Source organism: Stenotrophomonas sp. SKA14 (assembly GCF_000158575.1).
GTDB classification, from domain to species: domain Bacteria; phylum Pseudomonadota; class Gammaproteobacteria; order Xanthomonadales; family Xanthomonadaceae; genus Stenotrophomonas; species Stenotrophomonas forensis.
In genome coordinates, this window is sequence record NZ_DS999412.1 from 898,982 (window position 1) to 913,628 (window position 14,647).

17 protein-coding genes are annotated in these 14,647 nt (G+C 68.3%); 8 read left to right on the forward strand and 9 right to left on the reverse strand.

The genetic code is table 11. The features are described 5' to 3' along the window. Nucleotides 1-114: 114 nt before the first annotated feature. The 5 genes from accC to SSKA14_RS04110 form a co-directional block, all read right to left on the reverse strand. Nucleotides 115-1,482 (reverse strand): acetyl-CoA carboxylase biotin carboxylase subunit, encoded by a 1,368-nt coding sequence (gene accC, locus SSKA14_RS04090; RefSeq protein WP_006473295.1) that lies wholly within the window; start codon nt 1,480-1,482, stop codon nt 115-117. Between the two features lie 10 nt (nt 1,483-1,492). Further along, nucleotides 1,493-1,972, reverse strand: a complete 480-nt coding sequence (accB, locus tag SSKA14_RS04095; protein ID WP_008265096.1) for an acetyl-CoA carboxylase biotin carboxyl carrier protein — start codon at nt 1,970-1,972, stop codon at nt 1,493-1,495. 53 nt (nt 1,973-2,025) lie between these two features. Then, nucleotides 2,026-2,445: a lysozyme inhibitor LprI family protein gene (locus SSKA14_RS04100; protein WP_040009332.1), complete on the reverse strand. Its 420-nt coding sequence runs from the start codon at nt 2,443-2,445 to the stop codon at nt 2,026-2,028. A gap of 2 nt (nt 2,446-2,447) precedes the next feature. Further along, a complete protein-coding gene (aroQ, locus tag SSKA14_RS04105) occupies nt 2,448-2,897 on the reverse strand; it encodes a type II 3-dehydroquinate dehydratase (RefSeq protein ID WP_008265806.1) in 450 nt (149 codons plus the stop codon). A 351-nt stretch (nt 2,898-3,248) separates the two neighbouring features. Then, complete coding sequence (locus SSKA14_RS04110) at nt 3,249-3,989, reverse strand: DOPA 4,5-dioxygenase family protein (RefSeq protein WP_008267634.1); 741 nt, start codon at nt 3,987-3,989, stop codon at nt 3,249-3,251. Between the two features lie 163 nt (nt 3,990-4,152). Between SSKA14_RS04110 and SSKA14_RS04115 the strand changes: the two genes are divergently transcribed. After that, on the forward strand, nt 4,153-4,980 hold the full coding sequence (locus SSKA14_RS04115; protein ID WP_008266678.1) for an isocitrate lyase/phosphoenolpyruvate mutase family protein: 828 nt from the start codon (nt 4,153-4,155) through the stop codon (nt 4,978-4,980). A 33-nt stretch (nt 4,981-5,013) separates the two neighbouring features. On the opposite strand, the gene SSKA14_RS04120 is transcribed toward SSKA14_RS04115, so the two are convergent. Then, nucleotides 5,014-5,547, reverse strand: a complete 534-nt coding sequence (locus tag SSKA14_RS04120; protein ID WP_008265599.1) for a hypothetical protein — start codon at nt 5,545-5,547, stop codon at nt 5,014-5,016. A 126-nt stretch (nt 5,548-5,673) separates the two neighbouring features. Here SSKA14_RS04120 and SSKA14_RS04125 point away from each other — a divergent pair, with 126 nt between their 5' ends. Together SSKA14_RS04125 and SSKA14_RS04130 are read left to right on the forward strand one after the other, a co-directional pair. Next, nucleotides 5,674-6,270, forward strand: a complete 597-nt coding sequence (locus tag SSKA14_RS04125) for an NAD(P)H-dependent oxidoreductase (protein ID WP_008268334.1) — start codon at nt 5,674-5,676, stop codon at nt 6,268-6,270. Nucleotides 6,271-6,286: 16 nt separating this feature from the next. Next, nucleotides 6,287-6,880, forward strand: coding sequence for a TetR/AcrR family transcriptional regulator (locus SSKA14_RS04130; RefSeq protein WP_008266550.1), 594 nt, complete (start codon nt 6,287-6,289; stop codon nt 6,878-6,880). Between the two features lie 13 nt (nt 6,881-6,893). Here SSKA14_RS04130 and SSKA14_RS04135 read toward each other — a convergent pair whose 3' ends face one another. Then, nucleotides 6,894-7,676: a D-alanyl-D-alanine carboxypeptidase family protein gene (locus tag SSKA14_RS04135; protein WP_008265991.1), complete on the reverse strand. Its 783-nt coding sequence runs from the start codon at nt 7,674-7,676 to the stop codon at nt 6,894-6,896. A 120-nt stretch (nt 7,677-7,796) separates the two neighbouring features. On the opposite strand from SSKA14_RS04135, the gene SSKA14_RS04140 reads away from it, so the two are divergent. After that, the gene (locus tag SSKA14_RS04140) at nt 7,797-9,344 is read left to right on the forward strand and encodes an alkaline phosphatase (RefSeq protein WP_040006983.1); all 1,548 of its coding nucleotides are present in this window, start codon (nt 7,797-7,799) and stop codon (nt 9,342-9,344) included. Here SSKA14_RS04140 and SSKA14_RS04145 read toward each other — a convergent pair. Then, the gene (locus SSKA14_RS04145) at nt 9,341-9,520 is read right to left on the reverse strand and encodes a hypothetical protein (protein ID WP_040006984.1); all 180 of its coding nucleotides are present in this window, start codon (nt 9,518-9,520) and stop codon (nt 9,341-9,343) included. The two genes, SSKA14_RS04140 and SSKA14_RS04145, sit on opposite strands and share 4 nt — an antisense overlap. Nucleotides 9,521-9,618: 98 nt before the next feature. On the opposite strand from SSKA14_RS04145, the gene SSKA14_RS04150 reads away from it, so the two are divergent. The 4 genes from SSKA14_RS04150 (at nt 9,619) to SSKA14_RS04165 (ending at nt 13,761) form a co-directional block, all read left to right on the forward strand. Continuing rightward, nucleotides 9,619-10,524 (forward strand): LysR substrate-binding domain-containing protein, encoded by a 906-nt coding sequence (locus SSKA14_RS04150; RefSeq protein WP_040006985.1) that lies wholly within the window; start codon nt 9,619-9,621, stop codon nt 10,522-10,524. Between the two features lie 89 nt (nt 10,525-10,613). Next, entirely contained in the window at nt 10,614-11,303 is a 690-nt protein-coding gene (locus SSKA14_RS04155) for an HAD family hydrolase (protein ID WP_008268732.1), read from the forward strand. Continuing rightward, nucleotides 11,300-12,595: a DUF5690 family protein gene (locus SSKA14_RS04160; RefSeq protein WP_008267564.1), complete on the forward strand. Its 1,296-nt coding sequence runs from the start codon at nt 11,300-11,302 to the stop codon at nt 12,593-12,595. The genes SSKA14_RS04155 and SSKA14_RS04160 overlap by 4 nt, the downstream gene beginning before the upstream one ends. A gap of 11 nt (nt 12,596-12,606) precedes the next feature. Next, a complete protein-coding gene (locus tag SSKA14_RS04165; protein WP_040006986.1) occupies nt 12,607-13,761 on the forward strand; it encodes a TIGR03364 family FAD-dependent oxidoreductase in 1,155 nt (384 codons plus the stop codon). Between the two features lie 55 nt (nt 13,762-13,816). Here SSKA14_RS04165 and phnF read toward each other — a convergent pair whose 3' ends face one another. Further along, nucleotides 13,817-14,563, reverse strand: a complete 747-nt coding sequence (phnF, locus tag SSKA14_RS04170) for a phosphonate metabolism transcriptional regulator PhnF (protein ID WP_008268280.1) — start codon at nt 14,561-14,563, stop codon at nt 13,817-13,819. Nucleotides 14,564-14,647 lie beyond the last annotated feature (84 nt).

Sequence of the window (14,647 nt, forward strand, 5' to 3'; positions counted from 1 at the left end):
GAGCCGGGCGCTGCCGGGCCGCTCTTCGGCAGGCCAAGCGTGGGTCCGGCACTGCAGACAACGAGAAAGGGCGGGGAAATCCCCGCCCTTTTCATGTCCAGCACCTGCTGCCGATCAGGTCAGCGCGATCGGCTTGTTCTTGCGCTCGGCCAGGCGCTTTTCCAGGTAATGGATGTTCTGTCCACCGGCCTGGAAGCCCTTGTCACGCATGATCCGCTGCTGCAGGGCGATGTTGGTCTTGATACCGTCGACCACCATCTCGCTCAGCGCCACCCGCATGCGGGCGATGGCGGTTTCGCGGTCCGGGCCGTGCACGATCAGCTTGCCGATCATCGAGTCGTAGTTCGACGGCACGCGGTAGCCACTGTAGATGTGCGTGTCCACGCGCACGCCAGGGCCGCCCGGCGGATGGAAGCCGGTGATGGTGCCCGGGCTCGGCACGAAGGTCTCGGCGTCTTCGGCATTGATGCGGCATTCGATGGCATGCCCGGTCAGCACCACGTCGCTCTGCTTGATCGACAGCTTCTGGCCGGCGGCGATCTTCAGCTGCTCGGCCACCAGGTCGATGCCGGTGACCATTTCGGTGACCGGATGCTCCACCTGGATGCGGGTGTTCATTTCGATGAAGTAGAAGCGGCCGTCCTCGTACAGGAACTCGAAGGTGCCGGCGCCGCGGTAGCCGATGCGCACGCAGGCTTCGGTACACACCTTGCCGATCTGCTCGCGCTGTTCGGCGCTGATGCCCGGTGCCGGTGCTTCTTCCACCACCTTCTGGTGGCGGCGCTGCATCGAGCAGTCGCGCTCACCCAGGTGGATGGCGTTGCCCTGGCCGTCGGCCAGCACCTGGATCTCCACGTGGCGCGGATTCTCCAGGAACTTCTCCATGTAGACCTCGCCATTGCCGAACGCGGCCTTGGCCTCGCTCTTGGTGGTTTCGATCGAGGTCTTCAGCGAGGCTTCGGCGTGCACCACGCGCATGCCACGGCCACCGCCGCCGCCAGCCGCCTTGATGATGACCGGGTAGCCGATCTCACGGGCGATCTTGGTGTTGGCGACGATGTCTTCGCCCAGCGGGCCGCCCGAACCCGGCACGCAGGGCACGCCGGCCGACTTCATCGCGCGGATGGCTTCGACCTTGTCGCCCATCATGCGAATGGTGTCGGCCTTGGGGCCGATGAAGATGAAGCCGGACTCTTCCACGCGCTCGGCGAAGTCGGCGTTCTCCGACAGGAAGCCGTAGCCCGGGTGGATGGCCTGCGCGTCGGTGACTTCAGCGGCGGCGATCAGCGCCGGGATGTTGAGGTAGCTCTGCGGCGACGGCGCCGGGCCGATGCAGACCGACTCGTCGGCCATGGCCACGTGCTTGAGGTTGCGGTCGACCGTGGAATGCACGGCCACCGTGCGGATGCCGAGGGTATGGCACGCGCGCAGGATGCGCAGCGCGATTTCCCCTCGGTTGGCGATGACGACTTTGTCGAGCATGGCGTGCCCCTCAGCCGATCACGAACAGCGGCTGGTCGAACTCCACCGGCTGGCCGTTCTCGCCGAGGATGGCGACGATGGTGCCGGACTTGTCGGCTTCGATCGGGTTGAACATCTTCATCGCTTCGATGATCGCCAGGGTCTCGCCTTCCTTGACCTGCTGGCCAACGCTGACGAAGGCCGGCTTGTCCGGAGCGGACGAGGCGTAGAAGGTGCCGACCATCGGCGAGCGCAGCACGTGGCCTTCCGGCAGCGCCGGGCCCGGCTTGGCGGTGCCGCCGGTGGAGGCTTCGGTCGGCGACTGCATCGGCATTGCCTGCGCGGCCGGAGCGGCCGGGGCGGCATACACCGGTGCCGGCATCGGGGCGGCATAGCCGGCCACCGGGGCACGCGACAGGCGCACCGACTCTTCGCCTTCCTTGATTTCGATTTCAGCCAGGTTCGACTCTTCCAGCAGGTCGATCAGCTTCTTGATTTTGCGGAGATCCATGGTGGCCTCTTTGCTCGTGATGTCAGTGTGGTGGGGAGCGCATCGCACTCGGGTCAAAGCAGTTCGTAGAACTCGCGCAGCTGCCGCGTACGGTCGCGCGCGAGGGTGATCAGGCAGCGCATCTGTGCGCCGTTGCGTGCCGTGCCATCGGAATTGAGGGCATAGACCGCGTTGCAGTCATGATCGCGCAGCTGCATCCAGGCGCGTTGGGCCAGCACCAGCTGCTGCTCGGCATCGCCGCAGTAGCTGCAACCGCCGCCTTTGGCCGGCGTGCGCAGCTGTTGGCGCGCCAGGGCGTAGACGGCATTGAGTTCGGCGTCGGCAGCAGCGGCCACGTCCGAAGCGCACAGGTCGCTCTCCATCGTGGTGGTGGGATGCGCGCAGTCGATGCCTTCGGCGCTGCGGTCGCCCGCATGGGCAACGCCGCACAGGCTGGCGCACAGCGCGAGGCTGGCAAGCACGCGCGGCAGCATCTTCACGCGCCGACCGCCTGCACGCGCAGCAGCGCCGCGTCCATCGCGTAGCGGTAGCTGTCGGCACCGAAGCCGCACACCACGCCCACCGCCTTGTCACTGAAGTAGCTGTGCTGGCGGAACGGTTCGCGGGTATGCGGGTTGGACAGGTGGATCTCGATGAACGGCACGGCCACCGCCGCCAGCGCATCGCGCAGGGCGACCGAGGTGTGGGTGAAGGCGGCGGGGTTGATCAGGATGAAAGCGGTTCCGTCGTTGCGCGCGGCCTGCACGCGATCCACCAGTACATGCTCGGCATTGGACTGCAGGCTTTCCACGCCGTGCCCGGCGGCGGACGCCTGCGCGGCCAGCGCCTGGTCGATGTCGGCCAGCGTGGTGTGGCCGTAGACCTCCGGCTCGCGGGTGCCGAGCAGGTTGAGGTTGGGGCCGTGCAGGACCAGCAGCTTCGCCATGGGATCCGGAAGACGGGAAAGGGCGGCAGTCTGGCGGAAGCGGCGGATGCTGTCCAGTTCGGCGAAGTTTGCCGTGTTTCAATCGATTGTTTGAAATTCGCCCGAGTGCTTGCGGCCGTATGGCGGGAGCCGGATCAAGGCGCGCTGAACGCCCGGCCTCCGGGGGATAAAAGCACGTAGGCCGACGATGGCGACAAGGCCGGGCGCTGACCGATGCGGCAATGGGCCGTGATGCGGTAGATCCACGCCATGCGTGGATGAAGGAAGTTCGGTGCGCAGCAAGCTACGCACCCACCGAGGGGCAGCCCAAGGTGCGCTGCACGCCACCCACCTCCCCCGCCACGCACCCGCTCAGGTCTCCAGCGGTACCGTCGGCACCACGTTCGGGAAGACTTCCTCCAGCGGCTCCCGCTCGCCGGGCTTCGGTGCTGGCCAGTTGTAGGCATTCACCGGCTGCGCGCGGTTCACCCACAGCGCGTAATGCAGATGGTCGGCGCGGCCGTCGCCGGTATTGGGGTGGATCAGGATGGTCAGGCCCAGGCTGTTGAGCTGCAGCCAGGGCACCAGCACCGGCAGCAGGTCGTTGGTGAAGCCGAAGTAGAACGAAGGCGTGACGTGCGGCCCGCGCGGCTCCAGGTTCCAGTTGCCCAGCTCCACGGGGAAGCGTTCGGCGGCCCAGCGCCGCAGCAGGGCCGCCTTCGCGAAGCTGTCCTCATCGAAGTAGATGTGCGCGTGATAGCTCTTGATGTCGGTGTAGGCGCGCGGGACGCTGGGTAGTGTGGCTTCGCCGGGACGCACGCTGGCCGGACGCGGGGTGGGTTCGCTGGTCGTAGCCTGGCCCCAGGGGCTGCTGCCCTTCGCCGCCGGCGGGACGATGGCGCGGAAGCCGGGCTGCCCAGGCTCGGTGGTGTTCACGGCACGCGCGTCGCGCGTGGCTGCCGCTGCCGTCGACGCGCCGGCCAGGCCGCCGGCGGCCAGCCCGGCCGATGCGATCAGGCGCCGGCGGGCGGGCGACAGCAGGTCGGCCCACTGCGCGTCATCGTCGCCTGCGCCGATGTGGGTGTCAGCGGGGGAATCCAGGTCCGGGTGCATGAACGGCTCCGTGGCAGCATGAGGGGGTAGGCAAGCACGCTCCGGCACTGCCCTCGGCTGCGTCCAATGAGCAGGCGGCATCACCTCATGCGCCTGCGCATGCCGCCATTGAGCGCAGGCGATGGCCGGGCTAGGGTGCTGCTGTACCGTACCGGAGCCCGCCATGACCTTGATCGATGCCGACATCCCGTGCAGGCGCGCGGCCTTCCGCCAGCTGCATGCGCAGGGGTGCTTCGTGCTGCCCAATCCGTGGGACGTGGGCAGTGCGCGCTACCTGCAGCGGCAGGGATTCCTGGCCCTGGCGACCACCAGTGCCGGCTGTGCCTGGAGCGAGGGGCGGCCGGATGGTGCGGTTTCGCTGCAGGCCACGCTGGCGCATCTGCGCCTGATGGTGGGGGCGACGCCACTGCCGGTGAACGCCGACTTCGGGGATGGCTTCGGTGCTACGCCAACGGCGGTGGGAGAGGCGGTGGCAGCGGCGATCGATACCGGCGTCGCGGCATTGTCGATCGAGGATGCCAGCGGTGTGGCCGATGCACCGCTGCGCCCGATCCAGCAGGCGGTCGAGCGCCTGCGTGCGGCCCGTGTGGCGATCGACCATGCCGGCGGCGATGTGCTGCTGGTGGGCCGTGCAGAGAACTTCTTCGTGGGGGTGCCGGACCTGCAGGACACCCTGCAGCGCCTGCGCGCCTATGCCGAGGCCGGTGCCGACGTGCTGTACGCGCCGGGCATCAGCACGCCTGAGCAGATCAGCGCGGTGGTGGCCGCGGCAGGATCGAAGCCGGTGAACCTGCTGGTGGGTGGACCGACGCCCATGCGCCTGCAGGACATCGCCGCACTCGGCGTGCGCCGGGTCAGCCTCGGTGGCGCGCTGGCCCGCGCGGCGTGGGGTGGCTTGATGCAGGCGACCCATCCGATCGTGCAGGACGGGTGCTTCGATGGCCTGCAGCAGGCGGCCCCGGGCGCGACGTTGAATGCGCTGTTCCGGTAGATCCAGGCCCTGCGCGGAGGGATGCGCCGCCGGCTACAGCGCCTCGATGTCCCGCTTGGGCAGGGTCACTCCGGGTTCCAGGGCGGGCAGCAGTTGTCGCAGCAGCGCGGGATTGCCCTGCAGGCCGGACCCATCCAGATAGGTCCAGTCCGCACTGCCGACGCGGCGCACGGCCACCATGAACGTGGTGCTGCGCATCGGTGTTTCGCGCACCCGCACCAGCGACTGGCGCGGCACGAAGCAGACTTCTTCCTCTCCGGCAGCATAGGTCCGGGTCGGCACGCCCACCTCTTCGCTGATGACCACCACGCCGGTGCTGCGCAGCTTCTTCAATGCATCGCGGGTGATCGCCTGGAACGCCTCATCGCCACCGGCCAGCTGCTTGAGGCTGGAATGGGTGCGTTCGATGAGGAATTCCGCATCGCCACGGGCGTAAGCGGCCATCATGGCGCGCACATCTTCGCGCAGTGCCTTCGCGTCACTGGGGCTGAGTTCACCGGCGAAGGCAGAAGGCAGCAGCAACGACAGCAGCAGGGGCAGTATCGGCAGCGGCAGGTATCGGCGCATGTGGGGGCGTCGTGCAGGGGACCACCGCACTATACGGGTGATGCGGAAACAGCGTCCCATCAATGGGGCTGGTGCGAGGCCATTCATTACTTACCATTGGTAGTTAGTGAATTCCAGAGATCGCCCATGCACAGCCTCATCGTCATCGCCCACCCTGATCCTTCCTCGTTGACCCACGCCGTCGCCGGGCGCATCGGCGAGGCCATCGGCACGGCCGATGCCGGCAACAGCGTGGCCCACGCCGATCTGATGGCCGAAGGATTCGACCCGCGTTTCAACCTGCAGGACCAGGCGCTGTTCCGCGGCACTGGCGCTGTACCGGCCGATGTCGCCGCCGAGCAGGCGCGGCTGGACGCGGCCGACACGCTGGTACTGGTCTACCCGCTGTACTGGTGGTCGTTCCCGGCGCTGCTGAAGGGCTGGATCGACCGTGTGTTCACCCAGGGCTGGGCCTACCAGGAGGGCGCCGACGGCAAGGTGCAGAAGAAGCTGCAACGGCTGCGCGTGCACCTGGTCGGGGTGGGTGGCGCCGGCGCGGAGATGATCGAGCGGCGCGGCTATGGGGCGGCGATGAAGACCCAGATCGACATGGGCATCTTCGACTACTGCGGTGCGCGCGTGCTGTCGTCCGAACTGCTGCTGGACGCCGATTCCGGCGCCGCCGGGGCGCATCTGCAGTCGGCAGGAGAGATCGGCCTTAAAATCGGTACTCCGATGCGCTGACCGCCGTGCCCTGCCGATGCCTGCCACGCCCGCTCCCACACGCCGCCGACTGACCCGCGAGCAACGCGCCCGCCAGTTGCTGGACGTGGCCTGGGCGCTGGTCGGCGAGGAAGGCACCGATGCACTGACGCTGGGACGCTTGGCCGAGGCGGCGGGCGTGACCAAGCCGGTGGCCTACGATCACTTCGTGACCCGCAATGGACTGCTGGCGGCGCTCTACGATGACTATGACGGCCGGCAGACCGTGGTCTTCCACGAGCGCATCGGCCGCGCCAGGGCGCAGCTGGCCGATCGTGCGGCGGCCATCGCCTCCGGCTACATCGACTGCATCCTCAGCCAGGGCAGTGAAGTGCAGGGCATCCTCGCCGCGCTGGTCGGCGCGCCGGAACTGCACGAGGTGCGCCGGCGCTACCAGCAGGACTTCATCGACAACTGCCAGGTCTGGCTGGGCCCGTTCGCCGCCGAGGGGACCGTGCCTTTGGCGGGGCGCTGGGCGATTCTGGGCGCGGCTGAAGCGCTGTCGGAAGCCGTGGCTGCCGGCGCACTGGACAAGGCCGACGCCGAGGCCGAGCTGCAGCGCGTGATCGTGGCGACGGTCAAGCGGCGCTGAGACGCATGGCCGGTCAGCTGTTGGCCAGTGCGGCGAACCCTGCCGACAACTGATCGCGCACCAGCGCGTCGCGCGCGTCGCGGCTTTCAGAACCCAGCACCACGGTAATCAGCCGCACCGGCTGCGCCCGCCCAGGCACCGTGCGGCATGCGGTGGCGGCCAGGCAGAAGCCTGCGGCCCGAGTGTAGCCAGTCTTCAATCCATCCACGCCGTGCTCGCCAAGCAGGGCGTTCTGGTTGTTGCGGCTGAAGCGACCATGCACGAACGCGCGCTGTGCGGTGATCGCCAGAATCTGCGGATGATCGTTCAGCAGGCAGGCGGCCAGCACTGCCATGTCGCGCGCGCTGGATGCGTGGTGCGGGGTGGTGATGCCGGAGACGCTGGCAAACCAGGTGCTGCGCAGGCCAAGCTGGCGCGCATGCCGGTTCATGCGATCGAGGAATGCGGTCTGCGATCCGTCAAGGTGGCGCGCGATCGCCAATGCAGCATCATTGCCGGAGACGATCATCAAGCCTTCCAGCAGGCGTGCCAAAGTAACTGTCTCGCCAGGCACCAACCCCATGCGCGTTTCGTCATCGGCCACCGCATGCACATCGTTGCTGGCAATAGTGACCGCTTCGTCCCATGCGCGCCCGCGTTCTTCGACGCATGCATAGGCGGCGTAGGCGGTCATCAACTTGGTCAGCGAGGCCGGTTGCCGCGCGGTTTCTGCGTTGTGCTGGTGGATCACCGCGAAGGTGGCCGCATCCAGTGTGATCGAGGACAGCGGCGCGCGCTCTGGAACGGGGAGGGACATGGAGGAGGCGGTGGCAATGGAGAGCCGCAGGATAGTGTGCGGCGGCTGCATGAAGCTGCAACATTGAAACGATATAACGTATCGTCATTGTGGGCCGCCGCTGGCCCGACGGGATATCCGATGACTGCACACGCGCCACGTCGCTGGCTCCATTCCTCGTTGCTGATCGCGCTGGCAGGGCTGGGGGGCTGCCAGCCCAACCTGCGCGCCGAGGCTGTGCCTTCCGCTGAAGCGCGTCCGCACAACGTGATCGTGATGATCAACGACGGCGCCGGTTGGGGCACCTGGGATGCCGCCGCCTACTGGCAGTACGGCAGCCGCGAAGGTGCCCCCTATGCGGATTTCCCGCAGCGCCTGGCGGTGACCACGTTCCCGTTGAATTCCAGCAGCCAGCCGACCCGCGACAACGCGCAGACCCTCGGCTACGACGCGGGCAAGGCCTGGGATACCGAACCGGTGCCCGCGCCGGACCTGCCGTTCGTGGGCTACCAGTACCTGGCGGCGGTGGCGACCGACAGTGCGGCAGCGGGCACCGCGTTGTCCTCGGGCATCAAGACCTACAACAACGCCATCAACTACAACAACGACGGCAACCCGGTCGAGTTCAACACGCTGCGCGCCAAGCGCCTGGGCATGGCCACCGGCGTGGTTACCTCGGTGCCGTTCGCGCATGCCACCCCGGCGGCGTTCGCGGCGCAGAACGCGTCGCGCAACAACTACCACGCCATCGCCCACCAGATGCTGGCACAGGGCCACATGGACCTGGTGGTGGGCACCGGTGGCCCGGGCTACAGCGTCGATGGCCTGGCCTGTGGCCAGACCACGGAAGCCGCTAGGGCCGAAGGCTGCGCGAACCCGTGGGAGTGGGTGTCGCAGCAGGATTGGCAGCAGCTGGAAGCAGGCCGCACCATTGGCGGCAACCCGTCGGGGCCGTGGCGCCTGATCCGCGGCAAGGAGGAATTCGCCGCGCTGGCGCAGGGACGGCTGCCGGCCGACCGGCCGCTGATCGGCGTGCCACGCGTGGCCAACACGCTGCAGCAGGCACGCCAGCTGCAGGTGCTGGGCAAGGATGCGGCCATGCCCTCCGGCGTAAGGAAGATCGACAGCGTGCCGGATCTTGCGACCATGACCCGCGGTGCGCTGCGGTTCCTGCAGCAGCGTTCGGCCAAGGGGCTGTTCCTGATGGTGGAAGGCGGCGCCACCGACTGGGCCGCGCATACCAGCGCCTGCGGTACCGAATGGCACTACGGCCAATGCAGCGACCAGCCGCAGTACGGCCGCCTGATCGAGGAGACCGCGGAGTTCAACGACGCGGTGGCGGCGGTGGTGGACTGGATCGAGCGTAACGGCGGTTGGGAGCGCAACCTGCTCATCGTCACCACCGACCACGACAACAGCATGCCGATGGGCCCCGATGCACAGAACGTCGCCTTCCAGCCCGTGCGCAACAACGGCCGCGGACGCGTGCCGGGGATGAGCTTCCGCCCCACCGGCAACCACTCCAATGCGCTGGTGCCGCTGTGGGCCAAGGGCGCGGGCGCGGACCTGCTGGGAACGCGCGTGCGTGGCGTCGATGCCGGCTACCGCCAGCACGTGGGCTGGAACGACGGCCGCTACATCGACAACACCGACGTGGCGGCGGCGGTGCAGGAGGCGCTGCAGCGTTAGGGGCGTGCCGGGCATCGGCCGGCAGCTGCGGGCTGCCCGGTTGGCGAGGTTGCCGGCCAGCGGCCGGCACTACCGGGAGTGCTGCTGGGCGGCGGGACCGGGCTGGCCAGCTGCCGGGCCAGCTCGGCGCTGGCCACATGGCCATGCAGGAACAACAGGCTGCTGAAGATGTTCATGAGCGTGCCTCCACTTGAGTGGATTGCACGATACGGGCAGCATGGACGCGCAAAAAGCGACATTTCCGCAAGCGCGCCTTGAGAGAAATTCAAGCCTGATGTCCCGTCCGCCCCTCCATGCCCTGCAGGGTTTCGTGGCTGCCGCCCGGCTCGGCAACCTGTCGCGTGCGGCGGCGTCGATGAACCTGACGGTCAGCGCACTCAGCCATCAGATGCGCCAGCTGGAAGAGCGCCTCGGCCAGCCGCTGCTGGTCCGGCAGCCGCGTGGCGTCACCCTCACGCTGGAAGGGCAGCGCCTGCTGGAGCAGGTCGGCCCGCATCTGGACGCGATCAACGAGGCCTTCCAGCCCTATGCGGCGCGCGCCGAGCACGTGCTGACGATCAGCGCGGTGCCATCGATGGCGTCGGCGTGGCTGGTGCCACGCCTGGGCCACTTCGTGGCTGCACACCCGCAGATCGAGATCAACCTGCAGTCGAGTGAACGGCTGGTCGACTTCGAGCGGCAGCGCCAGTTCGACGCCGCGCTGCGGCTGGGCACCGGGCACTGGCCGGGGCTGGTGGTGGAACCGCTGTTCGACGAATGGCTGCTGCCGATGGCCAGCCCTGCGCTGATCGAGCGCATGGGCGGCATCGACCGCGTGCCGCTGACCCAGTGGCCGCTGCTCGGTGATCCCGATGGCGCGTGGGGCGCGTGGTTCGCGTTGAGCGGGCAAAGCCCGCCGCCGCGCTTCGTGGCGGTACTGGATGATTCGGAGGCCCACCACCGTGCGGCGCTGGACGGGGTAGGTGTGGCGTTGGGACGGGTGACGCGGGCGCGCCTGTTGCTGGAATCCGGCCAGCTGGTCGCGCTGTCCAGCCAGCGGCTGAAGACGGCGTGGCCGCATTGGCTGGTGTACCCGCAGCGCTCGGCCAGCCATCGCGGCTTCCTCGCCTTCCGCGACTGGCTGCACGCGCAGGCCGCCGAACACGTGCGGCACATGGCCGCGCAGGGATCGCCCGGCTAGACAGGTGCATAGGCCTGTCCGGGCGCTGTCATCAGGGCGTGGCCGGGCGCGGCGAAGCTGGGCACCTCCGCTCAACACCCCTTGCCGCCATGCGCTACCGCCTCGCCGTCCTTGATATCGCCGGAACCACCGTTGCCGACCCGGGCCTGGTGGCCCACGCCTTCGCCGAAGCGATGGCCGCCGCGGGGCACGCCATCGAGGTGGAAGACGTACGCCCGTTGATGGGCTACCCCAAGCCGCAGGCGATCGCGCGGCTGCTGGGCGCCACGGTGGACGACCCGCGCGTGGCACCGATCCATGCCGACTTCGTGGCACGCATGCTGGCGTGCTACCGGCACGCGCCGGGTATCGCGCCGCTGCCCGGCGCGGAGGCGCTGTTCGACACATTGCGCGCGCACGGCATCCGTATCGGCCTGGACACCGGCTTCTCGCGTGACATCGCCGAAGTGATCATCGCGCGGCTGGGCTGGCAGGATCGCATCGATGCACTGGTGGCCAGCGATGAAGTGCCTGCGGGCCGCCCGGCGCCGTACATGATCCAGGCGCTGATGCAGCGTACCGGGGTGGACGATGCCGCCGCCGTGGTGAAGGTGGGCGACACCGAGGTCGACATCAACGAAGGCCGCAACGCCGGCGTCGGCCTGAATGTTGCGGTCACCACCGGCGCGTTCACCCGGGCCGAGCTGCTGCCGCATGGCCCGGACCACATCATCGACCATCTCGACCGCCTGCCGGCGCTGCTGGGCCTGGCACGCACCGGCACGGTCGCCGCTGCATGAGCGGGCCCTCGCTGCGGGCACGGCTGCAGGGGCATCCGCTGGCACTGACCGTGTTCGCCGGCAGTGCGGCGCTGTCCACCTATGCCTGCATGTATGCGTTCCGCAAGCCCTTCGCCGCTGCATCGTTCGACGGCCAGCACCTGTTTGGCGCCGACTACAAGGTGTGGCTGGTGGTGGCGCAGGTGCTGGGATACATGTGCAGCAAGTTCATCGGCGTGCGGGTGATCGGCGAGTTGCGCGCCGAGCGCCGCGCCAGCCTGCTGCTGGGCCTGATCGGTATCTCCTGGTTGGCGCTGCTTGGCTTTGCACTGGTGCCGGCGCCCTGGAACATCCCGTTCCTGTTTCTCAATGGCCTGCCGTTGGGCATGGTCTGGGGCCTGGTGTTCAGCTATCTGGAAGGGCGCCGGACCACCGAAGCGATGGGTGCGATCCTCGCCTCCAGTTTCATCATGGCGTCCGGCGTGGTGAAGTCGGTGGGCAAGTGGCTGCTGCTGCAGGGCGTGAGCGAGTTCTGGATGCCGTTCCTGTGCGGGCTGCTTTTCCTGCCGCTGCTGCTGGTGTCGGTGCGCATGCTCGAACGCATTCCCGCACCGGATGCCGACGACCTGCGCGAGCGTTCGCCGCGCCTGCCGATGGACCGCATGCAGCGCCGCGCGTTCGTGCGCCGCTTCCTGCCGGGGCTGGTGCTGATGATCCTGTGCTACGTGTGCCTGACCGTGGTCCGCGACTTCCGCGACAGCTTCGAGGCCGAACTGTTCCGCGAGCTGGGGTATGGCGGCAGCGCCGGCGTGTTCGCCGCCATCGAAACACCGGTGGCATTCGCCGTGCTGGCGCTGACCGCCGGGCTGACCTGGTTCCGCAACAACCTCAACGGCCTGATGGCCCTGCACGTGCTGATGTTCATCGGCCTGGCCACCGCCGGCCTGAGCACGCTGGCGTTCCGCGAGGGCATGCTGCATCCGCTGGCGTGGCTGGGCCTGGTGGGCTTCGGCCTGTACCTGGCCTACGTGCCGTTCAACTGCGTGTTCTTCGAACGCCTGATCGCCACCTTCAAGGTCGCCGGCAACGTCGGCTTCGTGATGTATCTGGCTGATGCGTTCGGCTATCTCGGCAGCGTGCTGGTCCTGCTCGGCCATGAGTTCTCCGGCCTGCAGCTGTCGTGGGTGCGCTTCTTCTCCAGCGCCGTGATCCATCTGTCGCTGCTGGGCGGTGCCTGCCTGTTGTTGTCGCTGCTGTACTTCCACCACAAGGCCCTGCGCCTGGCCCGCATGCCGGCGCTCGCCTCCGTCTGAGTCCATCCCCCATGAAGAACACAACCGCCCTCGTGGTCGGTGCCGGCATCGTCGGCCTGGCCGTGGCCCGCGCGCTGGCCGTGCGTGGCTGCAAGGTCACCGTGCTGGAGCGCCATGAGCGCGCTGTCGGCGCCTCCATCCGCAACTTCGGCATGGTCTGGCCGATTGGCGTGCCCAACGGCCCGCTGTACGAGCGTGCGCTGCGCTCGCGGCAGATCTGGCAGGAGCTGATCGACGTGGCCGGCCTCTGGCATGACCCCTGTGGCTCAATGCACGTTGCCCACGCCGACGACGAATGGGCCGTGCTGCAGCAGTACGCGGTCGCCAATGCGCAGTTGCGCCCATGCCGGCTGCTGGACCGGGATGCGGCATTGGCGAAGTCGCCGGCGCTGGTCGCACGCGAACTGCGTGGCGCGCTGTTCAATGCCGATGAGCTAGTGGTCGATCCGCGCCAGGCGATCCGCGCGCTGCCGGATGTGCTGCGCGAGCGCCATGGCGTGCAGTTCCAGTGGCGCACGCCGGTGACGGCGGTGGAGAGCGGTCGGGTGTGGTCCGGCAGCCGCCTGTTCGAGGCCGACCAGGTGTTCGTCTGCAGCGGCCCGGAGTTCGAACAGCTGTATCCGGAGCTGTATGCCGCCGCGCCGCTGACCCGCTGCAAGCTGCAGATGCTGCGCCTGGCCGCGCAGCCGTCCGGATTCCGCCTGGGGGCTGCCCTGTGTGGCGGCCTGTCACTGGTGCACTACGCCGGCTTCCGCGAGGCTGCCGACGTCGCCCCGCTGCAGGCGCGCTACCAGGCCGAGCATGCCGACCTGATCGAGCTGGGCATCCACGTGATGGCGGCTCAGAACGGCCTCGGTGAAATCACCATCGGTGACTCGCATGCCTATGCCCATACGCATGACCCGTTCGACGAGCACACCATCAACCAGAAGGTGCTCGATTACCTGTCCCGCTTCATGCAGGTACCGGACGCGCGCATCGCGCAGACCTGGCACGGCATCTATCCCAAGCTGCTGGACGGCAGCAGCGAGTTCGTCGCCGAGCCCACCCCGGGTGTGACCCTCGTCAACGCCATCGGTGGCGGTGGCCTGGGCATGACGCTCAGCTTCGGCCTGGCCGAGGAACTGGTGGACGGTCGCTACACGGCATTGCGCCGCGCGGCATGAAGCCTGCGCGCGGCGGGTGCAACGCCCGCCGCGCTTCCCCTGGTGGTCGCTTCCCCTAGAGGTCGCTGCTGACCATCAGCTGCACCCAGTCACCGGCGAAGCTGGTGATGCCGAACTGCACCGGCTGTCCCTGCGGATCGACGTTGAGCGAGTGCACGCACAGTACCGGCCGCCGCGTTGACTGCCCGAGTACGCGCGCGACTTCGGCGTCGGGCAGGCGCGCCATCACCGTGGTGTGCCGGCGCAGGTAGTCTGTGACGCCGAACGCGGCCAGGGTGCGGGTCACCGAGGGCGTGCGTGCGAACACCTCTCCGAGTCCCGGGAATCGGGTGGCGGGAAAATAGGCTTCGCTGTGGTCGACCGTGCGCCCCTCCACCTGGCTGGAGTACACCACCCGATGCACGCGTTCGCCGGCAATCAGGCCGAGCGCGCGCGCCACCTGGCGGCTTGGCACCTGCACGCGGGTATCGAGCAGGGTGTAGTGGCTTTCCACGTTCAGGTCATGCATGGCCCGGCCGAAGCGCGTGCGCCGGCTGATCGGGTAGTGGTACGGATGCTCCTGCACGAAACTGCCGCGACCGGTCTCGGTGCGCACGTAGCCACGCTCTTCCAGCGCCTCGATCGCGCGCCGCACGGTGTGGCGGTTGACCGCGAAGCGCTTGGCCAGCACCTGCGCCGAAGGCAGTGCATCGCCTTCCACCAGCTGGCGTTCGCGGATCTGCCGCAGCAGCGCCTGTTCGATCTGCTGCCACAGTGGCAGCGCCGAATCGCGTGGCGTCAGGGCCGGGTCGGGCATGGTCATCAAACCTCCATCTGCGGCTGCTGGACTAGACAGGTGCACTGCACGTGCAGGCATATCAACGCGCTGCGATTGCAATGGCATGAC